This is a genomic window from Streptomyces sp. NPDC026575 (genome assembly GCF_055567415.1).
The window spans coordinates 75,572-101,146 of sequence record NZ_JBVHQM010000028.1 but is presented as its reverse complement, the minus strand read 5'-3'; the positions used below and the strand labels follow the sequence as shown (position 1 = coordinate 101,146).

The following is a 25,575-nucleotide window of genomic DNA, read 5'->3' as shown; positions in this document are numbered from 1 at the left end:
CGCATTCCGCGGACTCGGTTGTGGCGGTGTCGCCGGTCAGAGGGTACCGAGGCCTAGTAGAGCCGATGTGACGCCACCCGTAAGCATGCTCATGGTAGTAGAATTTCGCTCGTACGTTCGATCCCTCGTTGGGGTGACGTACGAGTGACGTGCACATCACGTTCCCTTCGAGGCATGAACCATTTAGGCTCCGGGCACGTCCTCATCAACAACCGGCAAGCCAGCCGGGGGGACGGATCCAGCAACCAACGTGAATCAGACCACCAAGCAATACGGCTCATTCGCCGCCACCCGGCAGCACCCGGCCCCCTCGGAGAATTTTTTTCGAGGAAAAGGCACGAGCGGGAACGTTTTCGGCCTGGTTGGATGTTGACCCTGGTACGACAGCTCGTCGAGCTAGAGAAGAGGCGACGTGACTACTGTTCTGACACCCGCGAGCCCGCTGACGGCCGCTGACCGCTGCGACCGCTGCGGCGCCCAGGCATACCTGCGCGTCGTCCTGATGTCCGGCGGAGAACTGCTCTTCTGCGCCCACCACGGTCGCAAGTTCGAGCCAGAACTCAAGAAGATCGCCGCGGAAATACAGGACGAGACGGAGCGGCTGACCGCCTCTCCGGCGTCCGCGTCCGAAGAGGAACGCTGACACTTCGCATCCACGACGAGCGAGCAGCGGCCCAGGGCCGTGCAGCGGGCGGTTCCCCCGGCACCATCGGGGAAGCCGCCCGCACTCGTACGCTCACATACTTCCCCCGGCCCCCGGCCCGCTCAGCCGGCCCCGTGCGCCGACAGCGCCGGAAGCAGTGCCGAAGCGCGCGTATAGACGCCGGGGCTGCCCGCCTGGCCGCAGCCGGTCCCCCATGACACAAGTCCCACGAGCCGTCCGCGTACGACCAGCGGCCCACCGCTGTCCCCCTGGCAAGCGTCCCGGCCACCCGACGGCTCCCCCGCGCACAGCATCGACGGCGACCGGTACGTGCCGTCGGCGCTGCCCGGGTAGGCCCGCGCGCAGACGGCGTCGCGCAGCACGTTGACGTGCGCCGACCGCAGTCGCGTCGCATAGCTGCCCTCCCCCGTGGTGTCTCCCCATCCGTAGACCGTGGCCCGGCTTCCGGGCCGGTAGGCGGCGTCGTGCCGTCCGGCTATCGGAATGGGCCGGTTCGGGACGGGCTTGTCGAGCGTGATCACGGCCATGTCGCCGTCGTTCGTCCAGTTGTCATAGCGCGGGTTGACCCACACCTTCGCCGGCTTGCGCTCCTGGCCGCCGCCACCGGTGAGGTTGTCGCGCCCGACCACGATCCGCAGATCCCGCACCTGCTGCCAGGGCACGCCCAGTACCTCCTTGCTCAGGCAGTGGGCGGCCGTCACCACCGTGGAGCGCCCGACGAGCACGCCGCCGCAGAACTGTCCGGAGCGCTGGGCCCCGAAGCGGGCGTGGGAGGCCAGCGCGACCGCCCAGGGGCTCTGCGACATCTGAGTGGGCTTTCCACCGATCACCGATCCGTCCGCGGCCGCCGACGCCGGCAGGGCAAGGACCAGGGCGAGGGCTCCGAAGGCAGCGTGTGCGGTCGGTCGCATACGGACTCCTGACTCTGGGACATTGCTCGCCACCCCAGAGTGACCCCAAGCAGCCTCGCCCCGCACCCGGACGGACGCGAGCCCGGCCCCTCCTAGCTGGAGGAACCGGGCTCGTGGCGCTGTCCGGGCGGGTTGGACTAGTCGAGGTAGTCGCGCAGCACCTGGGAGCGGGACGGGTGGCGCAGCTTCGACATCGTCTTCGACTCGATCTGACGGATCCGCTCACGCGTGACGCCGTAGACCTTGCCGATCTCGTCCAGCGTCTTGGGCTGGCCGTCCGTGAGGCCGAAGCGCATGGAGACCACGCCGGCCTCGCGCTCGGAGAGGGTGTCCAGCACCGAGTGCAGCTGCTCCTGCAGAAGCGTGAAGCTGACCGCGTCGGCCGGGACGACGGCCTCGGAGTCCTCGATGAGGTCACCGAACTCGCTGTCGCCGTCCTCGCCCAGCGGGGTGTGCAGCGAGATCGGCTCGCGGCCGTACTTCTGGACCTCGATGACCTTCTCGGGGGTCATGTCGAGTTCCTTGGCCAGCTCCTCCGGGGTGGGCTCGCGGCCCAGGTCCTGGAGCATCTGGCGCTGGACACGGGCCAGCTTGTTGATGACCTCGACCATGTGGACGGGGATACGGATCGTACGGGCCTGGTCGGCCATGGCGCGGGTGATGGCCTGGCGGATCCACCACGTCGCGTAGGTCGAGAACTTGTAGCCCTTGGTGTAGTCGAACTTCTCGACCGCACGGATCAGACCGAGGTTGCCCTCCTGGATCAGGTCCAGGAAGAGCATGCCGCGGCCGGTGTACCGCTTGGCCAGGGAGACGACCAGTCGGAGGTTGGCCTCCAGCAGGTGGTTCTTCGCGCGGCGGCCGTCCTCGGCGATGATCTCCAGCTCGCGCTTGAGCTTGGGCGCGAGCTTGTCGGAGTTCGCCAGCTTGTCCTCGGCGAACAGGCCCGCCTCGATGCGCTTGGCGAGCTCCACCTCCTGCTCGGCGTTGAGGAGCGGGACCTTGCCGATCTGCTTGAGGTAGTCCTTGACCGGGTCGGCGGTGGCACCGGCCGCGGCGACCTGCTGCGCGGGGGCGTCGTCCTCGTCGTCGTCGGACAGGACGAAGCCAGCGTTCTCCGCGCCCTCGGCGGCCTCGGGAGCGTCGCCCTTGCCGGGCGCCGGGGTCTCCTCGGTCACCTCGTCGTCGAGCAGCTCGTCGACGTCCTTCTTGGACGCGGTCTTCTTGGCGGTGGCCTTCTTGGCCGTCGTCTTCTTCGCGACCGTCTTCTTGGCGGTCGTCTTCTTCGCCGCTGCCTTCTTCGCAGGCGCGGACTCGGACTCACCGACCGACGGGTCCGCCACGGAGGCGGGGGCGGCGGCGGTGGTCTTCCTGACCGTGGCGGCCTTGGCCGCGACGGTCTTGGTGGCGGTGCGCTTCGCCGGACTCTTCGCTGCGACGCTCTTGCGGGTGCGCTTGGGCGCCTCTGCGGCACTGACCATCAGCGTCACACCCTCCTCGTCGAGGATCTGGTTGAGGCTGCGCAGAACGTTCTTCCACTGGGTTGGCGGAATCTGGTCAGCCTCGAAGGCCCGACGCACGTCATCGCCGGCGATCTGCCCATCTGCCTTTCCCCGCTCGATGAGCGCCATCACAGACTCGGACTCGGCGATCTCCGGCGGGAGCGTACGGGATGTGCTGGCCGACACGAACAACCTCTCGGAACGATGGAAACGGCTTCCGACCCCGTCCAATGTGGATCGGAGCCGACGACCGCCGGTGGGGATGGACCGACGGCGCAGGGGCAACCGGGGAGTTGAACAGCGTCACGAACGCCGTCCTTATTCCCTCCTCGGCTATCACCTCTTAAGTCATCGCGCTTCCCTGAAGAGCGTTACGCCCAATCTGCGTGGCCCGAGTCACACCCCATAACGACCCATTCCCAGTCATATGACATGCAATCCTCCCAAGGTCCGCCGCCGGATCCGGTCGACATCCCGGATCCGGCGATCATGTGCGCCTCCGCCGCGTACGGCGTGCCCCGCCCGAGGGGTACGCGGGGCACGGGGGCCGCGCGGCGCCTACGGTCCGTACGCGGTCGTGTACGGGCCTTCAGTGCTCGCGGGGCGCGGGGACGACGTGGTCGACGGGCGTCCCGGAGCCCTGGCCGGCGGCCTCGCCGTGTGCGACGAGAAGCTGGCGCATCGCGGATTCGGCCGCCGTGGCGTCGCCGGAGCCGATGGCGTCGACGACCCTCATGTGCTGGCCCACGGACGTCTCGACCGGTCGCTCGCAGCCGCCGCTGGGGCCGCCGGAGACGTGCAGGGCGGCGGAGACGATGCCCGAGAGGTGCTCGAGCATGCGGTTGCCCGCGAGCTGCAGCAGCAGGGAGTGGAACTCGGCGTCGGCGCGGGAGAAGGTCATGACGTCGCCCTGGGCCGCGGAGTGGCCCATGATCTCGACCATGTCGGCGAGCCGCTGCTGGATGTCCTCCCGGCCGTGGCCGGCGGCGAGCCGGGCGGCCAGCGGCTCGATCGTCCAGCGCAGCTCACACAGCTCACGGCGCTGGTCGTCGCGCTGCGGCCCGTAGGCCCGCCACTCGATGATGTCGGGGTCGAGGAGGTTCCAGTCGCTGACCGGGCGCACTCGGGTGCCCACGTTGGGGCGGGCGCTGACGAGGCCCTTGGCCTCGAGGACGCGCAGCGACTCGCGGACGACGGTCCGGGAGACCTCGAAGCGCTGGCCGATCTCCTCGGGGACGAGCGGGCGGTCCGCGCCGAGATCGCCGGAGACGATCATCTGGCCGAGCTGCTGGACGAGTTGGCCGTGCAGGCCGCGGCCGCGACTGCCGGCGGCGCGGCGGCCGACCCGGCCGATGTCTGCTTCGGAGCCGTCCCAGACCTGCGAAACGCGTTCGGCACGCTCCGGACCGGCTGTGTTGTTGGCGCTCGCGGCGTTGGCGGCGGCATTGGCGTAGGGGTAGCGGTCAAGCTCGCCCGGGCCTGCAAGGCCGGTGTCGCCGGGGCGAGCCGCGGTCATCATGGTGTGCGCAAGGGTACTCACGCATCCTTTGTCGGCGACACCCTGAACACCCTTGAGGTCTTTGGTGAAAAGCACACGAAAGGGTGATCGCCCCCCATCTCCGAATTGACGCTTTATCGGAAGGAAACGCACTCTCCGTGGTGAGTTGTGAACAACAGGCATAACAACACCGCGTCAAAACAGGCGCCTTACTCGGTCAGAACGCGAAGCCGTATCATGCCGAGCATGCATCACCGCAGGCCAGAGCCGGTGAGCGCCAACGAGGTTGCGCAGTACGCAAGTTGGCTTACGAGCGACCTCGCGACCGATATACCTCGGTCGATTCCGGAGGGGTACTTGACGGCGGCCGAGTGACCAGTGCCCGACGCCCGACCCGGCCCGCATAGGGGCGAGGCACTCCACGGCGCCAACGCTGTTGCGGCGAACCGGAGTACGCAGGCAGCCGGGATCCAGATGTCGCAACGGTCATTGCAGCCAAGGGAAGTTGAAAGCGCCACTCACCCTGTGAGCAGGCAAGGCGCCACGGAGCGCCAAGAGGGCATCGCGGACGCAGGCCGGCACCGGCGCCGGACCAGACCGTGCGCGAGCCGACCGGGCGGGGCACCACGGGGCGCCGGGCATGGGCCGCTCTCGGCCGGAAGCCCCGCCCGGCCGTTGACTATCGGGGACGCTAAAGGACTCACCCAGCCAGGGTACTGTGATATGTCCTATTTTCTCGTAATTGCTCTTTCTTGGTGCTGTGTCGTGTCCCCGAGGGCGCACGCCGGCCCGGCGATGACGCGGGATGCGCCCCGGGCTCAGATCTCGGGGCGCAGCATGGGCGGGTTGAGCAGGGTCGCCCCGCCGGCCCGGAACAGCTGCGCGGGGCGGCCGCCCTGGCGTGTGGTGGTACCACCCGTGGGTACCAGGAACCCCGGCGTTCCCGTCACCTTGCGGTGGAAGTTGCGGGGGTCGAGCGCCACACCCCAGACCGCCTCGTAGACCCGGCGCAGTTCACCCACGGTGAACTCGGGCGGGCAGAAGGCCGTGGCGAGCGAGGAGTACTCGATCTTCGAGCGGGCGCGCTCCACACCGTCGGCGAGGATCCGGGCGTGGTCGAACGCGAGCGGCGCGGCCAGCTCGCCCTCGCGGGCGTGGGTCTCGTCCTGCTCCAGGAGGGTCTCCACCGGCGCCCAGCGCGCGCTGTGGGCATCTCCACCGGCCTTGGGGGCGGGCAGGTCGGGGGCGAGGACCAGGTGGGCGACGCTGACGACCCGCATCCGGGGGTCGCGCTTGGGATCGCCGTAGGTGGCGAGCTGTTCGAGGTGCGCGCCGTAGGCGGGCGACGCGTCGGCCGGGGACTGGGCGTGCAGACCGGTCTCCTCGGCGAGTTCCCGGGCTGCCGCGTCCTCGAGGTCCTCATCGGCCCGGACGAATCCGCCGGGCAGGGCCCAGCGGCCCTGGAACGGCGGCTCACCGCGGCGGACGGCCAGCGCGCACAGGGCGTGGCGGCGCACGGTGAGCACGACCAGGTCGACGGTGACAGCGAAGGGCGGGAAGGCCGACGGGTCGTAGGGAGGCATGGCGTGATCATAGTCGTCCGCCTGACGATAAACAGGCCCACGAGTCAGCTCACGTGCCCAGTTGCAGGCCCTCCGCTGCCTCCTCGACCATCCCCATGCCGAGCCTGCTGATCCGCAGGGCGAACGGCTGCTCCGCGACCCTCAGGTCGGTGAGCTCCATCGCGCCGAGGGGGGCGGTGCTCAGCGGCCGCAGGGACACCGTTCCGGCCGGGACGTCCGGGCGCAGGCCGGCGAGCGTGATCAGTATCTGCACCGCGCCGGCCGCCGCAACGGCCGCCGGACGGCAGGCCGCCGGGTGCGGGACGGGCGCGCCGTCGGCGGTGCGCTGCTCCCCCGCGTACATCTCGGGAAGGCGGTGTCCGAAGCTGTCAGCGGCGTCGAGGACGCCCTTGGTCAGGGCGCCCGCTGCCCGTTCGTGACCGGCCGCGGCCAGGCCGGCGGCGGCGATCGCGGTCTCCTGGACGCGCACCGCGCCGCTGCGGTGGCCGAACGGGTTGTAGCCGCTCTCCTTGGCACCCAGCCCGCGCAGGCCCCACCCGGAGTCCATGGCGGGGCCGCCGAGCAGTCTGGCCAGTTGGTCGGTCTGTGCCGCGTCCAGCAGGCCGGGGGCAAGGGTGCCGCCGCCGAGAAGGCCGGCGTCGAGGAGGTGGGCGGTGGTGGAGGAGAGATGGGGGACGGGCCGTCCGTCGGCGGTGAGCAGGGCCGCGGGGCGGCCGCCCATGCGGTCCTCGTACCAGAAGTCCGAACGGAAGCGGGAGCGCAGGTCCGCTGCCCACTCCCGCAGCGCTGCCGCGTCGGACGATCCGTACGCCTGCAGGAGATCGGCGCCCAGCAGGGCGGCGCGGTGGGCGTGGGCCTGGGTCTCACAGCGGTACGGCCCGTCCGGAGCGGGGTCGGGAACATAGCCGCCGCGGCCGCCGCGCGGTGGGTCGGTCACGATGCGCAGCCAGCGCAGACAGCGCTCCGCCGCGGGCATCAGCCGCTCGGTCTCCCGCTCGGGCAGGCCCCAACGACGCGCCTCGGCGAGAACGGTGGGGAACAGCAAGGTGGCTTCGATGCCCGTGCAGCTCGGCGGGGCATGTGGTCCGGCGTCCCGGAGGGCACCGGGAATTCGTCCGAAATCCGCCCCTGGAGCGGCGTGTTGGCTACGGGCGAGCGCACGCAGCGTGCCCGCGGCAAGCCGGGTGCCGAGCGGCAGCAGCATCCGCGCGGCCCACAGCGCCTCGGCCGGTGCGAGGCCACAGCGCCAGGGGAACCCGCCTGCGACATACACGTCCGTGGGTGCGATCGGGTCGCGCATCGTCAAGCCGTGCAGATCACCGAGGCTGCCTGCCATCAGAGCGTCGGCGCGATGGTCGTCGCATTTCAGCCGGGCGGCTGCCCAGGGGGGCGGCGGCCGGTCACCGCGCTTGTGCGGCGCGAGCGTTCCACGGCGGGGTCCGGGGATACGGACGCCCCCGGCGCGCCGGCTGCCGGGAGGACCGGCGCCGGGTCCGCCGCGGGCGTGCTCCAGCCCGGCGTGCAGTTCGATGGTGCGGCTGCCGCCGGGCGGCAGGCTCAGCTCCCAGCGCAGCAACCCCGCCGAGGCAAGGGCGTCCTCGGGCGTAGGTGTCGCGGTCACCACCGCATGCACCCCGGGCCCCGACCAACGGAGCCCTGAGCCATGGACCGCGGCCCGCAGTGCAGGGCCCGGAAGGCCGACGGCGGCGGCTCCGAGCTCCGCGAGGTCCGTGCCGAGCCGGATCTCGACGGGCAGCCGCACCGGCCGGGCCGCGCTGCTGCGGAAGGTGATCCGCTCGGTGCCGTCGGCGTAGCGCAGCCGCTCCATGTGGATCTCCGGGTCCGGCCCACGCTCGCCGGTCCTGCGGACCGTCCCGATGAACCGGGCGCGGTCCGCGCCGGTCAGCCTCCCCTGGACCACGAGCGGTTCGCCGCCCGCGGCCCGCAGTTCGCAGTGGGACAGGACCCGCCGGCCGTCGCGGTAGAAGCCCTCCAGGCCGTGGCCGGTCAGCTGGCCCGAGCCGGGGGACACCGCGAGTGCGGGGAGGGCCACGCAGACCAGTGAGGAGTGGACGGGTTGGGGTTGCGGGGTACGGGGCGGCGCCGGACGCCGCTCTGCGGATGGCCGGCGGACCGGCTGGGTGAGGGGGACGATGCCTGGCACGCTCTGCGCTCCCTGGTGGGGTCGGGGATCCGTACGGCCTGCTCCAAATAGGTGAACGGTCCGGCCGGTGCCCAGGTCACGCCGGTCACATGGCGCCGATGCGATCATCGCCTGCTCCGGTCGTCGTCCCGGCGCGCGCGGCGCCTGCCGCGCCCGTCGGTCGTACGCGTGCCCGGGCCGGTGCCGCCGCGTGGTCCCCGGGGACGGCCGGCGGGTCCGGAGCGTGCCGGGCCCGATCGCCGCGCGTGCTGCGACGCTTCTTCGGCGGCGGACGCCGGCTCAGCGGGAGAAGCGGACTCGGCGGAAGGCTCGGCACTACCGGTGCCGGCCACGGCCTCCCGGTGCTGCTCGCGCAGGCAGCGGCGCAACGGCTCCGCATCGAGGCCCTCGTTGATCGCGCGGTGCAGTAGCTGTGCGAAGAGGCAATCGGGGTCGAGGGACAGGGCGCAGCTGAGGGCGACCCGCGCCGACGGGCCGTCCTCCGTGGACCAGCAAACCCATCCGGCGAGGGTCAGCGGGGCCACCGCGTGTTCCATGTAGCCGCCGGCGCAGCGGCGGGCGAGGGCACGCCAGAGCCGGAGGGCCGGCGCGGCGACGGGGCCGTCCATCCACTCGGCCGCTCGGTCGCGGGTGACCCGGTCCTGGAGGCCGAGGATGAGATCGGCGGCCTCGGCGTCGGTGATCAGCGCGTCGTCGCAGGCGTCGCGGGCCCGGTTGCTGCCCGAGGGGGTGTCCTGGCGGAAGCGGTGGATCATGGCGGCGGCCAGGTCGAGGGTGTCCCTGCGGACGGCCACCGCACCGTCTGCCCGCAGCATGCGGGGGACGAGGACGCCGGCCGCCTTGTCGAGCGCCCTCTCCTGGTCGGCGGCGCGCGGCCCCTTACGGGGCGTCAGCCGGGCCTCCATCTCCTTGAGCGAGCCGCGCACGTGCATTCCCGCGTACGCGGCGGCCGCGGCCATCACGGATGTGCCCGGCATGACCATGGGCGTGCCGTCTGCGGGGCAGCACCGGAAGTCGGGGCAGCAGTAGGACCAGAAGCGGCCGTTGGAGATGCAGAGCGCTTCGAGGACGGGTACGTCGAGTGCGCCGCAGGCGGTGCGCAGCCGCTGGGCGAGCGGGCGGAGGCGGTCCTTGACGTCCTTGCCGCTCTCACCCGCCGCGGGCTCCTGGCAGAGGTAGACGATGATCGCCGCGGGCCGGGCGGCACGTTCCTGACCTGCTGAGATCAGGCAGTCTGCGAGCTGGTCGGCGGTGTCGGGCCACTGGGTGGCGTCCGTCGGGATGCCGAGCCGGACCCGGCCGCCGAAGCGTCCGCGCTCGCCGTGAAGCGCCACCATCACGATGGAGTCGTCCGGATAGAAGCCCATGAGATACGGCAGGGCGTCGGCGAGCTCGGCCGGTCCGCGCAGGGTGACCTGCGGTTCGGCAGGCTCGCTCCCGGTCCGGTCCGCGTCGGCGGCGCCGGCGGAGTGGGAAGGAGCGGCGGGCTGGGAGGAGTGGGTGGGGGTGGAGGAACTGGAGGAGGCGGTGGATTGCGCGGGGATGTCAGGGGCTTCGAAGGCGCGTGAGGTGGGTGAGGGAGGTGTCGAGTCCGCCGGGCGGTCTGAGGCGTTCGGGGAGTTCGCGGCCGGCGAGGCCGAGGGTGTCCCCGCGGGGTTGATGTCGGTGCTGTGCTTGTGCGGTTCGCTGTGCGGATTCATGGCTCGAAGATCCCGCGACCGGCCGCTGCTCCGCGACCCCTGTGGATAACTCGCGGGTGACGAGGTTATCCACAACTTCGAGTGCGGGTTGGCGCGTTGTCAGTGGCATCGGGTTGTATGGGGGATGGGCAGTGAAGGTCGGCGCGCCGCAGCCGATGCCGTCGTGTCCCGCCTCGTCGGGATCCCGGCTGCTAGGCCGGATGCGTGAGACCAGTGGCAGGCGGTCGAGGCATTGGTGGCCGATCGTCGGCGTGCACGACTCGCGCACGCGGCAGTTCGCCATCGCGTAGAAGGTGCTGGTGCACTTCATTGGGATGTGTGGATCCGTACACAGCCGGCCGCCGAGTCCCGGCGTCTACTCGAACGGTAGGGAGAGGATCTATTTCTGATGTGCCGCCAGATAACAAACCGCGTCGCTTGCCCCGTAGGCACACAGATGCCCGGTGACCCACACGGGCTCGACCCGGTTGGAACGCCTACCTAGCCCTGAACTCCGACGATAGCGCTCGGCCGACGCGGAGGCACTGACGCGGACTTTGCGGCTGGCGGACGGGCGGCAGCGGCTGCGCGATCGCGCGCACTCGATCCGGGGGGGGACGGTCGGCGGCGCCGGGCGGACGCGGTGGCGCTGGGAGCGAGGCCGGTGCTTGTGTGCCGATCACGCTAATCGGGTTGCATCGTTCTCGGATCCTTGGATACCGTCCCGATCACTTGGAATCGACGCGGAGGAGTGGCGAGCAGCCAGACGAACAACGAAGGACCTTGATCAGCACATCTGCTGACGACTGATCAATGGTTGAGAGGGCCGAGGAAGGCCGGAGTCGGACGAGATCCGACCACCCCATCTCCGCTGCTGAGAGCAGCAGCGTTCTTCATCGAGTTCGTTCTGCGTACTCCCCCATCGGGCGGTGCCCCCTGTCACGGCATCGCTCCTCGATTGCAAGGATCCTCCATGGCTTCCCGCTCACCCGAGCCTGCCGTCGACGCCGCTGCCTCTTCGGCCCCGTCCGCCCGGACCCACGTGGTTGTCCTGACCCTCATGGCGGCGGTCTTCCTCTCCCTGCTCGACTCCCAGATCGTCGCCACCGCACTGCCGCGCGTGGTGAGTGACCTGGGCGGACTCGACCAGTTCGCCTGGGTCACCACCGGCTATCTCATCGGTGGCAGCGCGTCCGTCCCCGTCTTCGGCAAGCTCGGCGACCTCTTCGGCCGCCAGCGCGTCTTCATGGCCTCCGTCGTCCTGTTCCTCGTCGGATCGGCCCTGTGCGGACTCGCCCAGACAATGGGCCAGCTGATCGCCTACCGCGTGGTCCAGGGGATCGGCAGCGGCGGCCTGTTCCTCTGCGTCCTCGCCCTCATCGGCGAGATGTTCTCCCCGCGTGAAGGCGCTCGCTACTACGGCTGGTTCTCCCTCACCTTCGGCGCCGCCTCGCTCGCCGGCCCCACCCTCGGCGGAGTGCTGACCGACCTCACCAGCTGGCGCTGGGTGTTCCTCGTCAACCTGCCCGTGGGTGCCGTGGTCCTGATCGTCGCCTCCTCGATGCTGCGGCTGCCCGTCCAGCGCAAGAAGGCCCCTATCGACTACGTCGGCGTCCTGCTCCTCGTCACCGCGATCGTCGCCCTGAACCTGCTCACCGGCTGGGCCGGCGTCAAGTACGCCTGGACCTCGCCCGTCATCCTCGCTCTCGCCACCGGATCGGTCCTCGTGGTGGCGCTGTTCGTCCGGTCGCAGCGCCGGGCGGTGGACCCCGTCATCCCGCTCCGGCTCTTCGCCGACCAGACCTTCACCCTCGTCGTCATCCTCAACTTCATCGCCGGCTTCGTCGGCCTGGGCATGGTCAACTACCTGGTCCTGTGGCTCCAGACCGTCCTCGGCCTCGATGCCCAAAAGTCCGGCTACACCCTCACCGCGATGATGCTCGGCGTGGTGCTGACCTCCTGGATCAGCACCAAGGTCGTCGCTCACACCGGTTCCTACCGGTGGTTCCCGGTGGTCAGCATGGCCGTGTTCGCCGTCGCCGCCGTGCTGTTCTCGACGGCCGGTCCCACGACGAGCATCGCCGTCGCCGTCGTGTACGTCCTGGTCTTCGGGATCGCCGGCGGGCTCAACTCCCAGGCCCTGAGCCTGGCCGCCCGCAACACCGCGAGCAGGCGGGACATCGGCGCCGTGCAGGGCACCGCCACCCTCATGCGGCAACTCGGCACGGGGCTCGGTGTCTCGTTCTTCGCCGCCCTGATGAACGCACGTCTGGGCACCGGACTCCGCGACCGCCTCGGCGGCGCGTCCGACGTGCACATCGACAAGGAAAGCTCGCTCTCGCCCGAGGTGATCGGGCGCCTTGCCCACCACGTCCGCCTGGAACTCGCCGGTGTCTACGCGGACTCGTTCCGTGCCGTCTTCTACGCGGTGGTCCCCCTCGCCCTCGCCGGGCTGGTGGCCGCGCTGTTCCTCAAGGACATCAAGCTCGCCGGCGGCCACGGCCACGGCGCATCCGGGCCCGAGCGGTCCGGCGACGGTGCCACGGACGGCTCCCCTTCCGTCGCCCGCCGCGCCTCCTGACTCTCCCACTCCACGAGTGGCCCTTGCGCACGGCGTCCGTCCGTGCCTCACATCCCAAGGAGATACCCGCATGATTCTGGTAACCGGAGCCACCGGCAACGTCGGCAGCGAACTCGTCATCCAGCTCGCCGCCCAGGGCGTGCCGGTGCGTGCCATGTCCCGCACACCCGAAAAGGCCGTCGTCCCCACGGGTGTCGAGGTCGTCGCCGGCGACTTCGACCAGCCCGAGACGCTCCCCGCGGCCCTGGCCGGCGTCGACCGGGTCTTCGTCTGCCCGCCGGGCTACGGCCCCCAGGGCCCGGTCCACGAGCGCGCCCTCATCGCCGCCGCCCGCAAGGCCGGCGTCGGCCACCTGGTCAAGCTCTCCACCAGCGGCGTCGGCTACGGTGCCACCGACCCGCTGACCTCCGGCCACCGCCAGGGCGAGCAGCTCATCCAGGAGTCCGGCCTGGAGTGGACCATCCTGCGCCCCGGCACCTTCATGGTCTACCTGTACGGATACGCCGACACCATCGGCAAGGAGCGGACCATGTACGTCACCGAGGGCGACCCGGTCTCCGCCATGGTCCACCCGCGGGACATCGCCTCCGTGGCCGCTCAAGTCCTCACCGCCTCCGGCCACCACGGCCAGGCATACACCCTCACCGGCGGTGAGGCTCTCAGCCCGCAGCGCCAGGGCGAGATCGTGGGCGAGGCCCTCGGCCAGGAGATCAAGGTGGTCGAGCGCACCCGGGCCGAGACTCAGGCGGAATTCGACCGCCTGGGCTGGGGCGGCCCGCGCCTCGAAGCCCTGCTGGAGCTCAAGCGGCAGTCCGCAGCCTGGGACTGGAAGATCTCCGACTCGGTCGAGAAGATCACCGCGAAGGCACCACTGAGCCTGCGCGACTGGGTCGACGAGAACATCCACCTCTTCGGCTGAGCAGCCCTGGGAAGCCGCCCTCGGCCGCGGCGATCCGGCCACCCGTGCCTGTGCGGCTCCCGTCCGGGCGCGGCGCGGGGAAGCTCAGCCTGCCGCCGCGAGAACCAGCGGCAGGACTCCTTCGCTGCCTGCACGGCGGAGCAGGCGGGCGGCGACCGCGAGTGTCCAGCCGGAGTCGGTGTAGTCGTCCACGAGCAGGGTGGGGCCGGGAGAGTGCGCCAGGGCGGCGGCCAGTTCCTCGGAGACGGTGAAGGCGCCGGAGAGCGCCCTGAGGCGTTGTGCGGAGTTGCTGCGGCGTGCCGTGTGGGCGCCGTCCGGGCCGGTGTACGTCAGGGTGCCCAGGAAGGGGAGGCGGCCGATGGCGGCGATTCCCTGGGCGAGCGAACCCACCAGTTGCGGTCGGGCCAAGGAGGGCACGGCGACGATGCCCACCGGCCGGGCGGCGGCGTCCGGGGCGTTCGACGCCCAACCGCCCGGAGAGCGCGCCCAGTCGGCGAGGACCTCGACCGCGGCCCGCAGGACATCGTCGGGAACCGGCCCGTCGGGCGCGTTCTCGGCCAGCAGCGGGCGCAGGCGGTTGCCCCAGCCGATGTCGGAGAGGCGTCCCAGGGCGCGCCCCGTGGAGCACTGCTCGGTGGCAGGGATACGGCCCTTGAGGTCGATGCCCAGTGCGGGCATGCCCGTCGGCCACATCCGGCGGGGCTCGACCTCCACCCCGGGGCGATCCAGTTCCTTCGTCGCCGCCGTCAGTGTCTCCGTCGAGACGGAGGAATCGGCCCAGGAGCCGGCGCAGTTGTCGCACCGGCCGCACGGAGCCGCCCCCTCGTCGTCCAGCTGCCGGCGCAGGAACTCCATCCGGCACTGGGACGTGCTCACGTAGTCGCGCATGGCCTGCTGCTCGGCGGCCCGCTGCCGGGCGACCCAGGCGTACCGCTCGGCGTCGTAGACCCACTCGGCTCCCGTGGCCGTCCAGCCGCCCTTCACCCGCTTCACCGCGCCGTCGACATCGAGCACCTTCAGCATGGTCTCCAGCCGGCTGCGCCGAAGCTCCACCGACGCCTCCAGGGCCGGCACGGACAGCGGCCGTCCCGCTTCGGTGAGGGCCGCCAGGGTCTGGCGGACCTGCGCCTCGGGCGGGAAGGCGGTATCGGCGAAGTAGCGCCAGATGGCCTCGTCCTCCTTGCCCGGCAGCAGCAGCACATCGGCATGGGCCACACCGCGGCCGGCGCGGCCGACCTGCTGGTAGTAGGCGATCGGCGAGGACGGCGAGCCGAGATGGAGCACGAAGCCCAGGTCCGGCTTGTCGAAGCCCATGCCCAGCGCGGACGTCGCCACCAGCGCCTTGACCCGGTTCGCCAGCAGGTCGGCCTCGGCCTGCAGCCGGTCGGCGTTCTCCGTGCGCCCCGTGTAGGAGGCCACCTGGAAGCCGCGCTGCCGTAGGTAGGCGGTGGCCTCCTCTGCGGCGGCGACCGTCAGCGTGTAGATGATCCCGGAGCCCGGCAGCTCGTCCAGATGCTCGGCGAGCCAGGCCAGGCGGTGCGCGGCGTCCGGCAGCCGGACCACTCCCAGCCTCAGGCTCTCCCGTTCCAGCGGGCCGCGCAGCACCAGGGCCTCGCCGGCGCCGGTGCCCAACTGCTCGGCCACGTCGGCGGTGACCCGTGCGTTGGCGGTCGCGGTGGTGGCCAGCACCGGCACGCCGGGGGCGAGGTCGGCGAGCATCGCCCGCAGCCGGCGGTAGTCCGGGCGGAAGTCGTGGCCCCAGTCGGAGATGCAGTGTGCCTCGTCGACCACCAGCAGACCGGTCGTGGCCGCGAGCTTGGGCAGCATCTGCTCGCGGAAATCCACCGAATTGAGACGTTCCGGACTTACGAGGAGGACGTCGGTCTCGCCGCGCTCGACCTCCTCGTGGATGGAGTCCCACTCCTCGGGGTTGGCCGAGTTGATGGTGCGCGCCCGGATACCGGCCCGCGCCGCCGACTCGACCTGGTTGCGCATCAGCGCCAGCAGCGGCGAGACGATCACCGTGGGGCCGGAGCCGCGCCGGCGCAGCAGAGCGGTGGCGACGAAGTACACCGCCGACTTGCCCCAGCCGGTGCGCTGCACCACCAGGGCGCGCCGGCGCTCCTGCACCAGAGCCGCCACCGCCTGCCACTGGTCCTCCCGCAACCGCGCCGAACCCCCCGGGTCGCCGACGAGCTCGGCGAGGATGGTGTCGGCTTCGGTGCGCAGCTCCGTTTCGTCCATGCCCCCATGCAACCCGATGCCACTGACAATCAGCCACCTCACCGCGCGTGACAGGTGGCTCGCGAACGGTCAACAAGCCACGCACCGATCGAGGATGACCGGATTCCGGCGCTTGATGGGCCGGCCGCGACCGGCAGACCCGGCGGCTCTCCCCCGGCACCGGCCGGAAGCCTGCCCCCAGGTTGGCCGAGTGCTGCCCAGACCGGCGGCGAAGGGGGCGTTTGCGCTGGTCCTCGCCCTAAAGGGGTGGTGGCAGTGCGGCGCGGGTCGGCGCGAGCGCACACAGACATTTGCGATGTACCGGGGGATTCCGGGACGCGTGCGGGAATTGCTCGTTGCCCGCATGCCTGTACGACCGCAAGAATTGGAGGTGCTTCCCCGTACCGGCCGTCCGTGCTCAGGCAGGGCCGTGCCCTGGGTGCACAGGCGCACCCGGTCATGCCCTACGCGCTGACGCGTAGACGAAGGGAGGAACGTGACCTTCGGCTTCGCCCCGCCCCCGCATACGCCCCCGCCCACGTCCGCCGACTCAGCCGCCCGACTGGGCCGGATGCTGGAGCCCGCCGAATGGGCCTCCGCCGGTATCCCGTTGCTGCGCAACCCCCGTGAGGTCGTCACGAGCCTGCACGAGCGTCATCGCCCGGGGCCGTCGACGGCCATCGTGGCGGTGCTCGACCCGCAGGAGCGGGTGGCGGCCAGCGCATCCTTCACCGAGCCCGCCGCCGCTCCCGACGGCTGGGAGTTCCGCAATGCGCTGCTGACGCATCTGCGCCGGGTCATCCCGCACGACCTGCGGCTGCGCTCCCCGGTCCGTACGGCGGTGCTGCTCTACTGCCGTGAGGGCGAGCCCCGTTGGACGGAGACCGACGGGGCGTGGATGTGGGGTCTGCGCGATGCCTGCACCCTGCACGGGCTGCGCTGCGGCGCGTACATCACGCTGACGTCCGACCGCTGGCAGGTGCTGGGCGAGGGCCGCGGCGGGCGCCGCCCCGGCAGGCCCGCCACGGACAAGCCGGCCACGCCCGCACGACACGTGGGGCAGGGCCGGATACCCGCGCCCCGGACGACGGCGGCACGCTCGGACACTCCCCGTATGGCCGCCCCGGCCGCCCCGAGCCGGTCGGCCCCGCGCAGCACCGGCGGCGGCGCCCTGGAAGCCCATCGGCATACGGCGGCGCGCTGATCGCACCGGGAACGCGCCGAGCGCCCTCGGGCACCGGGGCAGGCCGGCCGCTGGGCGGCCCGGCCGTACCGCCCTCCCGGGTGCTCAGCGCCGCGGCGGGCGGCATCCGGGAAACGCGGGCGAGCCCGACGGCACTGGGGCCGACGGGCTGCTTCCGGCGAACGGGGTCAGGCGTTCGCGCCGAGAACGGCGTTGATCCGCTGCGGGTCCCCGCAGACGATCAGCAGCGTTCCGGCGCGGGCCATCGCGGCGGGCAGGGCCCGTGCGGTGACCTCGTCCGTGCCGCCGTTGACGGCGACGACCACGACGGGCCGGCCGGTGGCGCGTTCGGCGCCGGCGTCCGCGTAGAACACATCGTCCGCGGCGTCGTGTTGGGCCCAGTAGGACGCCTCGCCGAAGGACAGTTCGTGTGCGGCCCACGGGTGGGTTTCGCCGGTGGTCAGCACCAGGATCTCGGCCGGCGCACGCCCGGAGTCCAGCAGCAGGTCGACGGCCTCGTCGGCGGCGTCGATGGCGCCGTCGGCGGGTGCCGGGATCAGCTGGAGCTGGGCTCCCGCGGTGCCGGTCTCGCCGGCCGGGGGCTGCGCGGAGCCGGTGCGCTGCGCCGGCGGAGCGGCGGCGGGCCCACGCGGCGGGGCAGCGGGTCCGGGCTTGCCCGGACGGGCACTGGCCGCGGGGGCTCCGCGCGGAGGCGCGGGGCGGGGGCCGGGACCAGGGACAGGACGGGGGGTCGACGCGGTGCGGCCGGCGGCCGGAGTTGCGCGGGGACCCGGGACACTCTCGTGAATCTGAGGCTCCTCGGGGATGAGAGGCATAAGACGATGTCTATCAAACGTACGTGCGGGACACGTCATCGGGTACCGAATTGATGCCCGCACCGCTCAGAAATCGAAGCCGAGTTGGCCACCGGCTTTCAGAGCGGCTGCTTCGGGGGTGACGCGCACCTTCTTCAGATGCCGCCACCGGGGCAGTGCGTCCATGTAGGACCACGACAGTCGGTGGTGCGGCGTGGGACCGTACTCCTCCAGGGCGATGCGATGGGTCGGCGAGGGGTAGCCGGCGTTGGCCCCGAAGTCGAAGTCGGCGTATTCCAGGCCGAGTTCGGCCATCATCGCATCGCGTCGCACCTTGGCGATCACGGACGCGGCGGCGACCGCGATGCAGGACTGGTCGCCCTTGATGACCGTACGGACCCGCCATGGGGCACCCAGGTAGTCGTGCTTTCCGTCGAGGATGACCGCGTCCGGCCGGACCGGCAGCGCGTCCAGGGCGCGTACGGCCGCGAGGCGCAGGGCGGCGGTCATGCCGAGGTCGTCGATCTCCTCCGGCGAGGAGTGCCCCAGGGCGTACGACGTGACCCATTCGCCGAGCACATCGCACAGTTCCGTGCGGCGCTTGGGGGTCAGCAGCTTGGAATCGGTGAGTCCGTCGGGCGGTCGGCGCAGACCGGTGACGGCTGCGCAGACGCTGACCGGGCCGGCCCAGGCTCCGCGTCCGACCTCGTCGATCCCTACAACGATCTTGGCGCCCGTCGTGGCGCGCAATGATCGCTCAACGGTATGGGTGGGGGGCTCGTACGGCATGGCGCCAGCAAGATTACGCCTATTCGGCCCAGCAGTCCGCATCGGCTTCGCGCCTGGGGACGAACGAGGGGTGCGGTGGTTCCAGCGGGGTCGGCCGGTGTCGCTACCGACGGGTATCCGCAGGGGCGCACGGAGGGGCGGGGAGTGCGCCGAAGGCCGCGGTCGCCTCGCCCCACGCGCGGCCGGGCGGGGGTGAAGTCGCCGTGGGCCGCCGCCCGTTGGCGGCATGGGCGCATACGGGTGCGGAGGCGGACGATCATCCCGCCCGGGGCGGTGCACGCGGTGGTGCGGGTGTGGTCAGCCGGCGGCGGGAGTCCAGGCCGGGAGCGGCTCGGTGCCGGCCAGCCATGCCTGGGGCGGGGCGCCGACGCGGCCGGCGGAGACGATGCCGCCGACGATGGCGCAGGTGGTGTCGACGTCGCCGCCGGCCTGCGCGGTGGTCCAAAACGCCCGCTCGTAGTTACCGAGGTGCCGGGCGGCCGCCCAGAGGGCGAAGGGCACGGTGTCGTGGGCGCTGGTGCGCCGGCCGCACCCCAGGACGGCGGCGACGGTGCCGGAGTCGGCGTAGTCGAGCATGTCGCGGGCCCGGCGCAGCCCGGCCTGTACGGCGCTGCGCGGGATCAGCTCCAGTACGCCGTCGAGCAGCTGCTCGGGGCCGGTCTCGCGGGTCGGGTCGGCCACCAGGGCGGCCGCGGCGGCGACGGCCATGGCGCCGACGACGGCCTCGCGGTGCTGGTGGGTGGTGTAGGCGGAGATCTCCGCCTGGTGCGTGGCCTGCTCGGGGTCGTCGGCGTACCAGGCGCCGAGGGGAGCGATCCGCATGGCGGCGCCGTTGCCCCAGGAGCCCTGGCCGTTGAAGAGCCCGGAGGCCAGCTCCCGCCAGTCGCCGCCCTCGCGGATCAGCCGGAGCATGCGGTTGACGGCCGGGCCGTAGCCGCGGTCGAAGTCGTGGTGCTCGGCGAAGGAGCGGGCCAGGGCGTCCTGGTCGATCCGGCCGTGGCGGGTGAGCACGGCCAGGACGGAGCAGGCCATCTCGGTGTCGTCGGTCCACTGCCAGGGGGCGGGCGGCAGCTCGCGGCGCTTGAGGGCGGGGTAGTGGGCGGGGACGAAGAACTGGGATCCGAGGGCATCGCCCACGGACAGTCCGCGCAGGCTCGCCAGAGCCCGCTCGAAGCGGTCGGCGTCACGGTGGTCGGCGGTCATCGGTGTGCACTCTAACCGGTGACGCCGTAAGGCTCGGGTTCACACCAGCGCTCGAAGGGCCGGTCGAGGGTGTAGCGGCCGTTCGGGCCGAGCAGCAGGGTGCGCCACTCCGCGTTGCCCGGGTTGGACAGCGACTCGAACTCGGCCACCGTCCAGTGGAACCAGCGCATGCAGAACAGCCGCATGGTCAGGCCGTGGGTGACGATCAGGACGTTGGGCGGGTGGTGGGGGTCCTCGAAGCTGCGCCACAGGCTCTCCAGGAACGCGCCGACGCGGTCGTAGACGTCCGCGCCGGACTCGCCCTGGGCGAAGCGGTAGAAGAAGTGGCCGTAGGCGTCGCGGTAGGCCTTCTGCAGCCGTACGTCGTCGCGGTCCTGCCAGTTGCCCCAGTCCTGCTCGCGGAGTCGGGGCTCCTCCCGGACCCGGATCCTGGTGGGGTCCAGGGCGAGCGCCCGGAAGGTCTGGTGGGTGCGGCGGTAGGGCGAGACATAGGCGGAGATCCGCTCCTCGCCGAACATCTCCCGCAGCGGGCCGCCGGCCTGCTCGGCCTGCCGCCGCCCGGCCTCCGTGAGAGCGAGGGCATGATCGGGTTCCCGCTCGTACACGGTGTCGTCGACGTTTCCCTCCGACTCGCCATGGCGGAGGAGCACGATGCGTCGGGGCCGAGCCATGCCGCCAGCCTAAGGCGCCTGCCCTGTACATGTCGCACGCTGCCGCGGCGGGCCCCGTCAGCAGGCGACGAGGGCCGGGCGGCCGTCCCGTATCTCGTAGGGGCGGCCGCCGAAGCGACGGCGGAGCAGGCGGTCGTGGGAGACCACGACCAGGGCGCCGGGCCATGCCGCCAGTGCCGCTTCGAGCTCTTCCACGAGGCCGAGGGCCAGGTGGTTGGTCGGCTCGTCGAGCAGCAGCAGATCGGCCGGGCGGGCCAGCAGCCGGGCCAGGGCGAGCCGGCGCCGCTGGCCGGCCGAGAGCGCCCCGACGGGCACCTGGAGGTCGCGTTCGCGGAACAGCCCGAACGAGAGCAGCAGCGCGGTCAGCTCCTCGGCGTCCCCGCTCAGGCCGCGGCGAAACGCCGCCTGGAGGGGCTCGGCCGGGCGGGAGACCGGTATTTCCTGGGCGAGGAAGCCGATCCGCCCTCGGCGCAGCACCGTGCCGCTGTCGGGTGCGGTGACACCGGCCAGGACCCGTAGCAGCGTGCTCTTGCCCGCGCCGTTCGCACCGTGGATCAGCAGGCGTTCACCGGCGGCGACGGTGAGGGAGTCCACCGCCAGCCGATCCCCCACCCGCACGCCGTCGAGGCGGACGAGGGTGCCCTCGGCCTCGCCGAGGCCGGGCGCCGCCCGGAAGCGGAGGGGTTCGGGCGGTCGGGGGACGGGGTCCTCCCGGAGCCTGCGCAGCCGTTCCCGGGCGTTGCGCACTCTGCTGGACACGGACGCCTGGACGCGGCCCTTGTCCCGGTCGTACGCCATCTTGTTGCCGTCCTTGATGGGCCGGCCCTGGGCGACGACGCGGGCCGCGCCCGCCGCGAAGTCGGTGAGCTGGGTGATCTGTTCACACCACTGGGCGTACCTCTGCTCCCAGTGGTGGCGGGCGGCGGCTCGGGCGGCGACGAAGGCGTCGTAGCCACTGCCGTGGCGGACGACGCTCCGGCGGTCCGCGTCGACCTCGACGATCTCCGTCGCGATCCGCTGGAGGAAGAGCCGGTCGTGGGAGACGGCCAGGACCGTGCCGCGGTGGGCGAGCAGGGCGCCTTCGAGCCAGTCGAGGGCCGCGGCGTCGAGGTGGTTGGTCGGCTCGTCGAGGAGCATGACCTCGGGTGCCGCGGCGATCAGGCAGGCGAGCCCGAGCCGGGCCTGTTCGCCCCCGGAGAGGCTGCCCAGCAGTCGGTCGTGCCCCAGGCGCTCCAGCCCCAGGGCGTGGATCGCCTTGTCGACACGGGCGTCTGCTTCATAGCCGCCGCGCAGCTCGAAGAGGGTGAGCAGATCGCCGTACTCCGTCAGCCCGTCCGGGGCGGCATCGCCGAGCTCGCGCTCCAGCGTCCTGAGCCGCCGCTCCATGGCCCTGAGGTCCGCCAGGGCGGCGTCGATCGCGTCCTGGACGGTGTGGTCCGGCGGGAGGTCCGGGGTCTGGCCGAGGTAGCCGATACCGCCGTCGGCGCTGCGCACCACATGACCTTCGTCGGGCTGCTCGGCGCCCGCGATGATGCGCAGCAGCGTCGACTTCCCCGCGCCGTTCTCCCCCACGATCCCCACGCGCTCACCGGGACGGATGGACAGTGAGACGCCGTCGAGCAGCAGTCGGTCGGCGTAGGACTTGGTGATGTCGTGCAGTGAGATCTGTGTGGGCACGCGACCCTCCCCCCAATAAATGCAACCGATGTTGCATTACGATGAGGATGACACACGCGAACCCACTAACGCAACCGGAGTTGCAATTGACTGGCGACAAGGCGGACTCGGCTGCGGCGAAGCCCAGGACACCGACCGAGGAGACGCCCGCGAAGGCGTCCGGCGGCAGCGCGCCCACCCCCGGCACCCGGCGCCCCGGCGGCCGCACCGCCCGCACCCGCGCCGCCGTCCGTGACGCCGTGCTGGCCGGCCTCGGCGAGCACGGCTACCCGGGCCTGACCGTCGAGTACGTCGCCGAGCACTCCGGCGTGCACAAGACCACGCTCTACCGCCGCTGGAAGGACGTCGAGGGCCTGGTGTCGGACGCCCTGGCCCTGGCGGGCGAGGACAGCTGGATCCCGCCGGACACCGGCTCCCTGGAGGGCGATCTGCGCGCCCTCGCCCGAGAAGTCGTCGCCTCCTTCGCCGACCCGGCGGTGTCGGCGTCGGGCTCCGCGATGATCGCCGCCGCCTTCCAGTCGGAGCGGGCGGCCGAGGCCCTGCGCGGGTACTACGCCGAGCGGTTCGCGCGGTGCGAGGCCATCGTCGAACGGGCGGTGCACCGCGGGGAGTTGCCGGAACCCACGGACGCCCGCCCCGGCGCCCCGGAGGGCGGCGCCATCGACGCCGGCGCACTCGTCCGGTCCGTCTCCGCGCCGCTCTTCTTCCGGCTGTTCATCACCCGTGAGCCGGTCGACGACACGCTCGCCGACCAGGCCGTCGCGGCAACACTGGCCGCCGCCCGCGCCGGGGCCTTCACCGCCGGAGGCACGGTCGCAGGCACCCCGGGCGCGGCCCCCTGAGCGCGCCCGGCGCCCCGTATGCGCCCGTCACACCGTCCACGACGGTTCGAGCTGCACCACGTCTCCGGCGATCGCCCGGACATCCGCGCCTATCTGGGCCCGCAGCGCCAGCCGCTCGACCCGTTCGGGCCGGTACTTGCCCCGCTCGGCCGCCGACTGCCACATCGACAGGACCAGGAACTCCTCCCCCGGAGCCCGCCCCAGCATCCCTCGCAGCATTCCCGGTGAACCCGCCATCGCCGGGTTCCAGACCTTCTCCTGCATCAGCATGAAGTGATCCACCCGGTCCTCGCGCACCTGGCAGTGCGCCAGCCGCAGCACGTCCACATCGGCGAAGACCGGGCGGAAGCCCACCTTCACGTCAAACTCGTGCTCGAACAGCCGCACTTGGGCGTCCTTGTACGTGCCGACCTGGGCGGCCGCAAGGCGGTCGTGCGAGCGCGCCATGAAGGAGTCGTAGAACGCCCGGCTCTCCCAGAAAGCGACCAGATGCGCAACGCCGGGCCGCCCCCGGCTCCACCCCCCGCCCTGCCCTCGGAACCCCGGCTCACCCAGCAGCCCCGCCCATTTCCGCTGCCCCCGCTCGAACCCTCGACGGTCCACGACGGTGAGGCGAATCCACTTGACCAGCACCGCGCCATCGTACGGCCCGGGAGCGAATCCGGATCACTGCCCGTCACACTCCGACCACCCCGAATTTCCTTACGGACGCGGGGCGCTGGATAGAGGGATGCCGAGCCACCGCTCCACCTCTCCGGCCGTCTCCAAGCACGGGTCCTCCCGATAGGCACGCGATCGTCTGCCCGCCGTTCGGAAGCCCGTCCACCACCCCGGTGGGCACGGCCACCGGGGGCATGCCGACGGACCGAGGCCGGGTCCCGCTGGCCTTCGTGGCGCAGGCAGCCGCGAGTCCGTCGCTGGCCGAAATCCTTCGCACCAACTACACCGGCCTTCCTGCGGTGTTCACCCGGTCGATCTCCGAGACCTGCCCTACCCCCGCCCCTGGCCGGGCGGCCCACACCCTCCTCGCCCTCGCCGACGGCCCGCGCCGCCCACGTCCTGATCGGCCGTCTCTCCCCCGCCGAGGGGCTGGACCTCCTCGACGGCCACCCCACCGGCCTCTGGGGCACGAGCGCCACCTGAACGGATCGGCGCCCCATGGGCCGGAGGGGCACTTTCCAGCCAGCGCCATGGCCCTCAATCCGCTTCTGACCAGGGACAGTTCAGCCACCCCGGGAGCACGGGGCGTGGCACGATGGTCAGCCAAGGGGAAGCCCTGGGGGTGTCCGCGAGGCCGCGTGGGTCGAGCCGCGCCCCCGGGAGATGACGGAAGGGAAGCCCGGTGAGCACGCTCAACAAAGGGATCGAGAAGGTCGAGGTAACGCTCAAGTGGGACCCCAGCCCCATGGGCACGCCGGACAATGACCTCGACATCATCGCGGCGACCTACTCCACCGACGCCCCACATGGCGACCCCGCCTATCTGGTGGCCTTCGGCAGCCGGTCGCCCGATGGGACCATCACCCTCAACCGGGACAGCCGGACCGGCCAGGGGTTCGGCTTCGACGAGATCATGACGCTGGAACTGAACCGGCTGTCCGACGCCTACAGCCGCGTGGTCGTCGGAGTGGTCATCCAGCAGGACGGGAGCCGCAAGGCGTTCGGCGACATACAGAACACCGAGGCGCTGATCCGCGAGGGGTACACCGAACTGGCGTCGTACGACTTCGCCGAGGTCGCGCGGTCCACCGCGGCGAAGGTCGCCGAGTTCACCCGGGACGAGGCGGGCAACTGGCGGTTCCACTCCGCGCTCCAGGGCTTCGACGCCGACCCGGACACCTTCGCCGGGCTGATGGGGCGCTGACCGCGCCCCCCGCGCTCACGCAAGCGGCGATTCGGCACCAGACCGGCAGTGCTCCACCGAGGAGGCGGCCGGACATCGGCACGAGAGGGGTGCGGCGGTCGGCCGCCTCTCTCCCCCGCCCCTCCGTCATCCCCCCGCCCTCTTACGGCGGCGATGCGCCGCGACCCGTTCCCGGGAGGCGCATGCGGTGGAGCAGTAACGGCGGGCGCTCCCGGGGCCGGTGCCCAGATAGAGCGTGCCGCATCGGGCGGCCGCGCACTCGCCCCAGGGGGCCCGACCGTATTCGGTGAGCACCTGGGCCAGCACCAGGGCACTTGAGGCAAGGAACCACTCGGCCCAGCCCGCCTCCTCGCCCCGGTCGATATGCAGATGCCAGGGGTGCCCTCCGTGCCGGGAGAGGTGCGGGCGGGCGCCGCACTCGGCCAGCAGCGCGTTGATGGCGTGGGCGGCCCGGTCGGTGTCGGACTCGGTGAGGAGGGCGGCCAGTCGGGCCGCTGCCGCCCTCAGGCCCTCGGCGTCGCGCCCGGAGAACTCCCGCTCGGTGAGATCATCCGGGCTCTCCCCGTGGCGCGCGAGCAGTTCGGCCAGCGCCTCCCGGGAGAGGTCCGGTTCCGCTCGGACCGCGTTGACGAGGTCCATCAGCCGCTCGGCGGGCCGGAAGCCCTGCCGCAACGTCACGTCACCCTTCACGGCTACCCCATTCCCGTGGCTCGTTTCCGAGGCTCCATTCTCCTTCCTGCGAGCCCGCCTACCCTCACCCTGTAACGTCTTACGACTATAAGCCGTTACACTCGCCGCCGCGCCATC

Annotated in this window: 21 protein-coding genes; 7 read left to right on the top strand and 14 right to left on the bottom strand. The window is 71.8% G+C overall.

The features are described from left to right. The first annotated feature begins 412 nt into the window (after window positions 1-412). Window positions 413-643 carry a DUF7455 domain-containing protein gene (locus ACZ4NB_RS31135; protein WP_006602664.1) on the top strand — a complete coding sequence of 77 codons (231 nt, stop codon included), beginning with the start codon at window positions 413-415 and terminating at the stop codon, window positions 641-643. A gap of 122 nt (window positions 644-765) precedes the next feature. Here ACZ4NB_RS31135 and ACZ4NB_RS31130 read toward each other — a convergent pair whose 3' ends face one another. From ACZ4NB_RS31130 to ACZ4NB_RS31105, 6 genes are all read right to left on the bottom strand, one after another. Continuing rightward, on the bottom strand, window positions 766-1,575 hold the full coding sequence (locus tag ACZ4NB_RS31130; protein ID WP_467666379.1) for a serine protease: 810 nt from the start codon (window positions 1,573-1,575) through the stop codon (window positions 766-768). A gap of 137 nt (window positions 1,576-1,712) precedes the next feature. Continuing rightward, window positions 1,713-3,263, bottom strand: coding sequence for an RNA polymerase sigma factor (locus ACZ4NB_RS31125; RefSeq protein WP_467666378.1), 1,551 nt, complete (start codon window positions 3,261-3,263; stop codon window positions 1,713-1,715). Between the two features lie 403 nt (window positions 3,264-3,666). Further along, window positions 3,667-4,671, bottom strand: coding sequence for a FadR/GntR family transcriptional regulator (locus ACZ4NB_RS31120; RefSeq protein ID WP_467666377.1), 1,005 nt, complete (start codon window positions 4,669-4,671; stop codon window positions 3,667-3,669). A 722-nt stretch (window positions 4,672-5,393) separates the two neighbouring features. Continuing rightward, window positions 5,394-6,158: an NUDIX hydrolase gene (locus ACZ4NB_RS31115; RefSeq protein WP_467666376.1), complete on the bottom strand. Its 765-nt coding sequence runs from the start codon at window positions 6,156-6,158 to the stop codon at window positions 5,394-5,396. A 49-nt stretch (window positions 6,159-6,207) separates the two neighbouring features. Further along, window positions 6,208-8,211 carry a glycogen debranching N-terminal domain-containing protein gene (locus ACZ4NB_RS31110; RefSeq protein ID WP_467666375.1) on the bottom strand — a complete coding sequence of 668 codons (2,004 nt, stop codon included), beginning with the start codon at window positions 8,209-8,211 and terminating at the stop codon, window positions 6,208-6,210. Between the two features lie 215 nt (window positions 8,212-8,426). Continuing rightward, window positions 8,427-10,022, bottom strand: coding sequence for a DUF4192 domain-containing protein (locus tag ACZ4NB_RS31105; RefSeq protein WP_467666374.1), 1,596 nt, complete (start codon window positions 10,020-10,022; stop codon window positions 8,427-8,429). Window positions 10,023-10,974: 952 nt separating this feature from the next. On the opposite strand from ACZ4NB_RS31105, the gene ACZ4NB_RS31100 reads away from it, so the two are divergent. Together ACZ4NB_RS31100 and ACZ4NB_RS31095 are read left to right on the top strand one after the other, a co-directional pair. Further along, complete coding sequence (locus tag ACZ4NB_RS31100) at window positions 10,975-12,582, top strand: MDR family MFS transporter (RefSeq protein ID WP_467666373.1); 1,608 nt, start codon at window positions 10,975-10,977, stop codon at window positions 12,580-12,582. Between the two features lie 70 nt (window positions 12,583-12,652). Beyond that, window positions 12,653-13,501, top strand: coding sequence for an SDR family oxidoreductase (locus ACZ4NB_RS31095; protein ID WP_467666372.1), 849 nt, complete (start codon window positions 12,653-12,655; stop codon window positions 13,499-13,501). 84 nt (window positions 13,502-13,585) lie between these two features. Here the strand turns inward: ACZ4NB_RS31095 and ACZ4NB_RS31090 are convergent, their stop codons facing one another. Then, a complete protein-coding gene (locus ACZ4NB_RS31090; RefSeq protein ID WP_467666371.1) occupies window positions 13,586-15,745 on the bottom strand; it encodes a RecQ family ATP-dependent DNA helicase in 2,160 nt (719 codons plus the stop codon). A 475-nt stretch (window positions 15,746-16,220) separates the two neighbouring features. On the opposite strand from ACZ4NB_RS31090, the gene ACZ4NB_RS31085 reads away from it, so the two are divergent. Then, window positions 16,221-16,928 carry a hypothetical protein gene (locus tag ACZ4NB_RS31085; protein ID WP_467666370.1) on the top strand — a complete coding sequence of 236 codons (708 nt, stop codon included), beginning with the start codon at window positions 16,221-16,223 and terminating at the stop codon, window positions 16,926-16,928. A gap of 167 nt (window positions 16,929-17,095) precedes the next feature. Here the strand turns inward: ACZ4NB_RS31085 and ACZ4NB_RS31080 are convergent, their stop codons facing one another. From ACZ4NB_RS31080 to ACZ4NB_RS31060, 5 genes are all read right to left on the bottom strand, one after another. Continuing rightward, window positions 17,096-17,743 carry a hypothetical protein gene (locus ACZ4NB_RS31080; protein WP_467666369.1) on the bottom strand — a complete coding sequence of 216 codons (648 nt, stop codon included), beginning with the start codon at window positions 17,741-17,743 and terminating at the stop codon, window positions 17,096-17,098. Window positions 17,744-17,809: 66 nt separating this feature from the next. After that, window positions 17,810-18,511, bottom strand: coding sequence for a ribonuclease HII (locus tag ACZ4NB_RS31075; protein ID WP_467666368.1), 702 nt, complete (start codon window positions 18,509-18,511; stop codon window positions 17,810-17,812). Between the two features lie 297 nt (window positions 18,512-18,808). Continuing rightward, window positions 18,809-19,714 (bottom strand): ADP-ribosylglycohydrolase family protein, encoded by a 906-nt coding sequence (locus tag ACZ4NB_RS31070; protein WP_467666367.1) that lies wholly within the window; start codon window positions 19,712-19,714, stop codon window positions 18,809-18,811. A gap of 11 nt (window positions 19,715-19,725) precedes the next feature. Beyond that, window positions 19,726-20,385, bottom strand: coding sequence for a histidine phosphatase family protein (locus tag ACZ4NB_RS31065; protein ID WP_399150082.1), 660 nt, complete (start codon window positions 20,383-20,385; stop codon window positions 19,726-19,728). A 57-nt stretch (window positions 20,386-20,442) separates the two neighbouring features. After that, on the bottom strand, window positions 20,443-22,062 hold the full coding sequence (locus ACZ4NB_RS31060) for an ABC-F family ATP-binding cassette domain-containing protein (RefSeq protein WP_467666366.1): 1,620 nt from the start codon (window positions 22,060-22,062) through the stop codon (window positions 20,443-20,445). An 86-nt stretch (window positions 22,063-22,148) separates the two neighbouring features. On the opposite strand from ACZ4NB_RS31060, the gene ACZ4NB_RS31055 reads away from it, so the two are divergent. After that, window positions 22,149-22,904: a TetR/AcrR family transcriptional regulator gene (locus ACZ4NB_RS31055; protein ID WP_467666365.1), complete on the top strand. Its 756-nt coding sequence runs from the start codon at window positions 22,149-22,151 to the stop codon at window positions 22,902-22,904. A gap of 27 nt (window positions 22,905-22,931) precedes the next feature. On the opposite strand, the gene ACZ4NB_RS31050 is transcribed toward ACZ4NB_RS31055, so the two are convergent. Then, window positions 22,932-23,537, bottom strand: a complete 606-nt coding sequence (locus tag ACZ4NB_RS31050; RefSeq protein WP_384434336.1) for a YdbC family protein — start codon at window positions 23,535-23,537, stop codon at window positions 22,932-22,934. A gap of 221 nt (window positions 23,538-23,758) precedes the next feature. Between ACZ4NB_RS31050 and ACZ4NB_RS31045 the strand changes: the two genes are divergently transcribed. Together ACZ4NB_RS31045 and ACZ4NB_RS31040 are read left to right on the top strand one after the other, a co-directional pair. Further along, window positions 23,759-24,250 carry a TetR family transcriptional regulator C-terminal domain-containing protein gene (locus ACZ4NB_RS31045; RefSeq protein ID WP_467666394.1) on the top strand — a complete coding sequence of 164 codons (492 nt, stop codon included), beginning with the start codon at window positions 23,759-23,761 and terminating at the stop codon, window positions 24,248-24,250. Then, window positions 24,247-24,768: a TerD family protein gene (locus ACZ4NB_RS31040; RefSeq protein ID WP_467666364.1), complete on the top strand. Its 522-nt coding sequence runs from the start codon at window positions 24,247-24,249 to the stop codon at window positions 24,766-24,768. The genes ACZ4NB_RS31045 and ACZ4NB_RS31040 overlap by 4 nt, the downstream gene beginning before the upstream one ends. A 126-nt stretch (window positions 24,769-24,894) precedes the next feature. Here ACZ4NB_RS31040 and ACZ4NB_RS31035 read toward each other — a convergent pair whose 3' ends face one another. Further along, window positions 24,895-25,407 (bottom strand): CGNR zinc finger domain-containing protein, encoded by a 513-nt coding sequence (locus tag ACZ4NB_RS31035; RefSeq protein WP_467666393.1) that lies wholly within the window; start codon window positions 25,405-25,407, stop codon window positions 24,895-24,897. Between the last annotated feature and the right edge of the window lie 168 nt (window positions 25,408-25,575).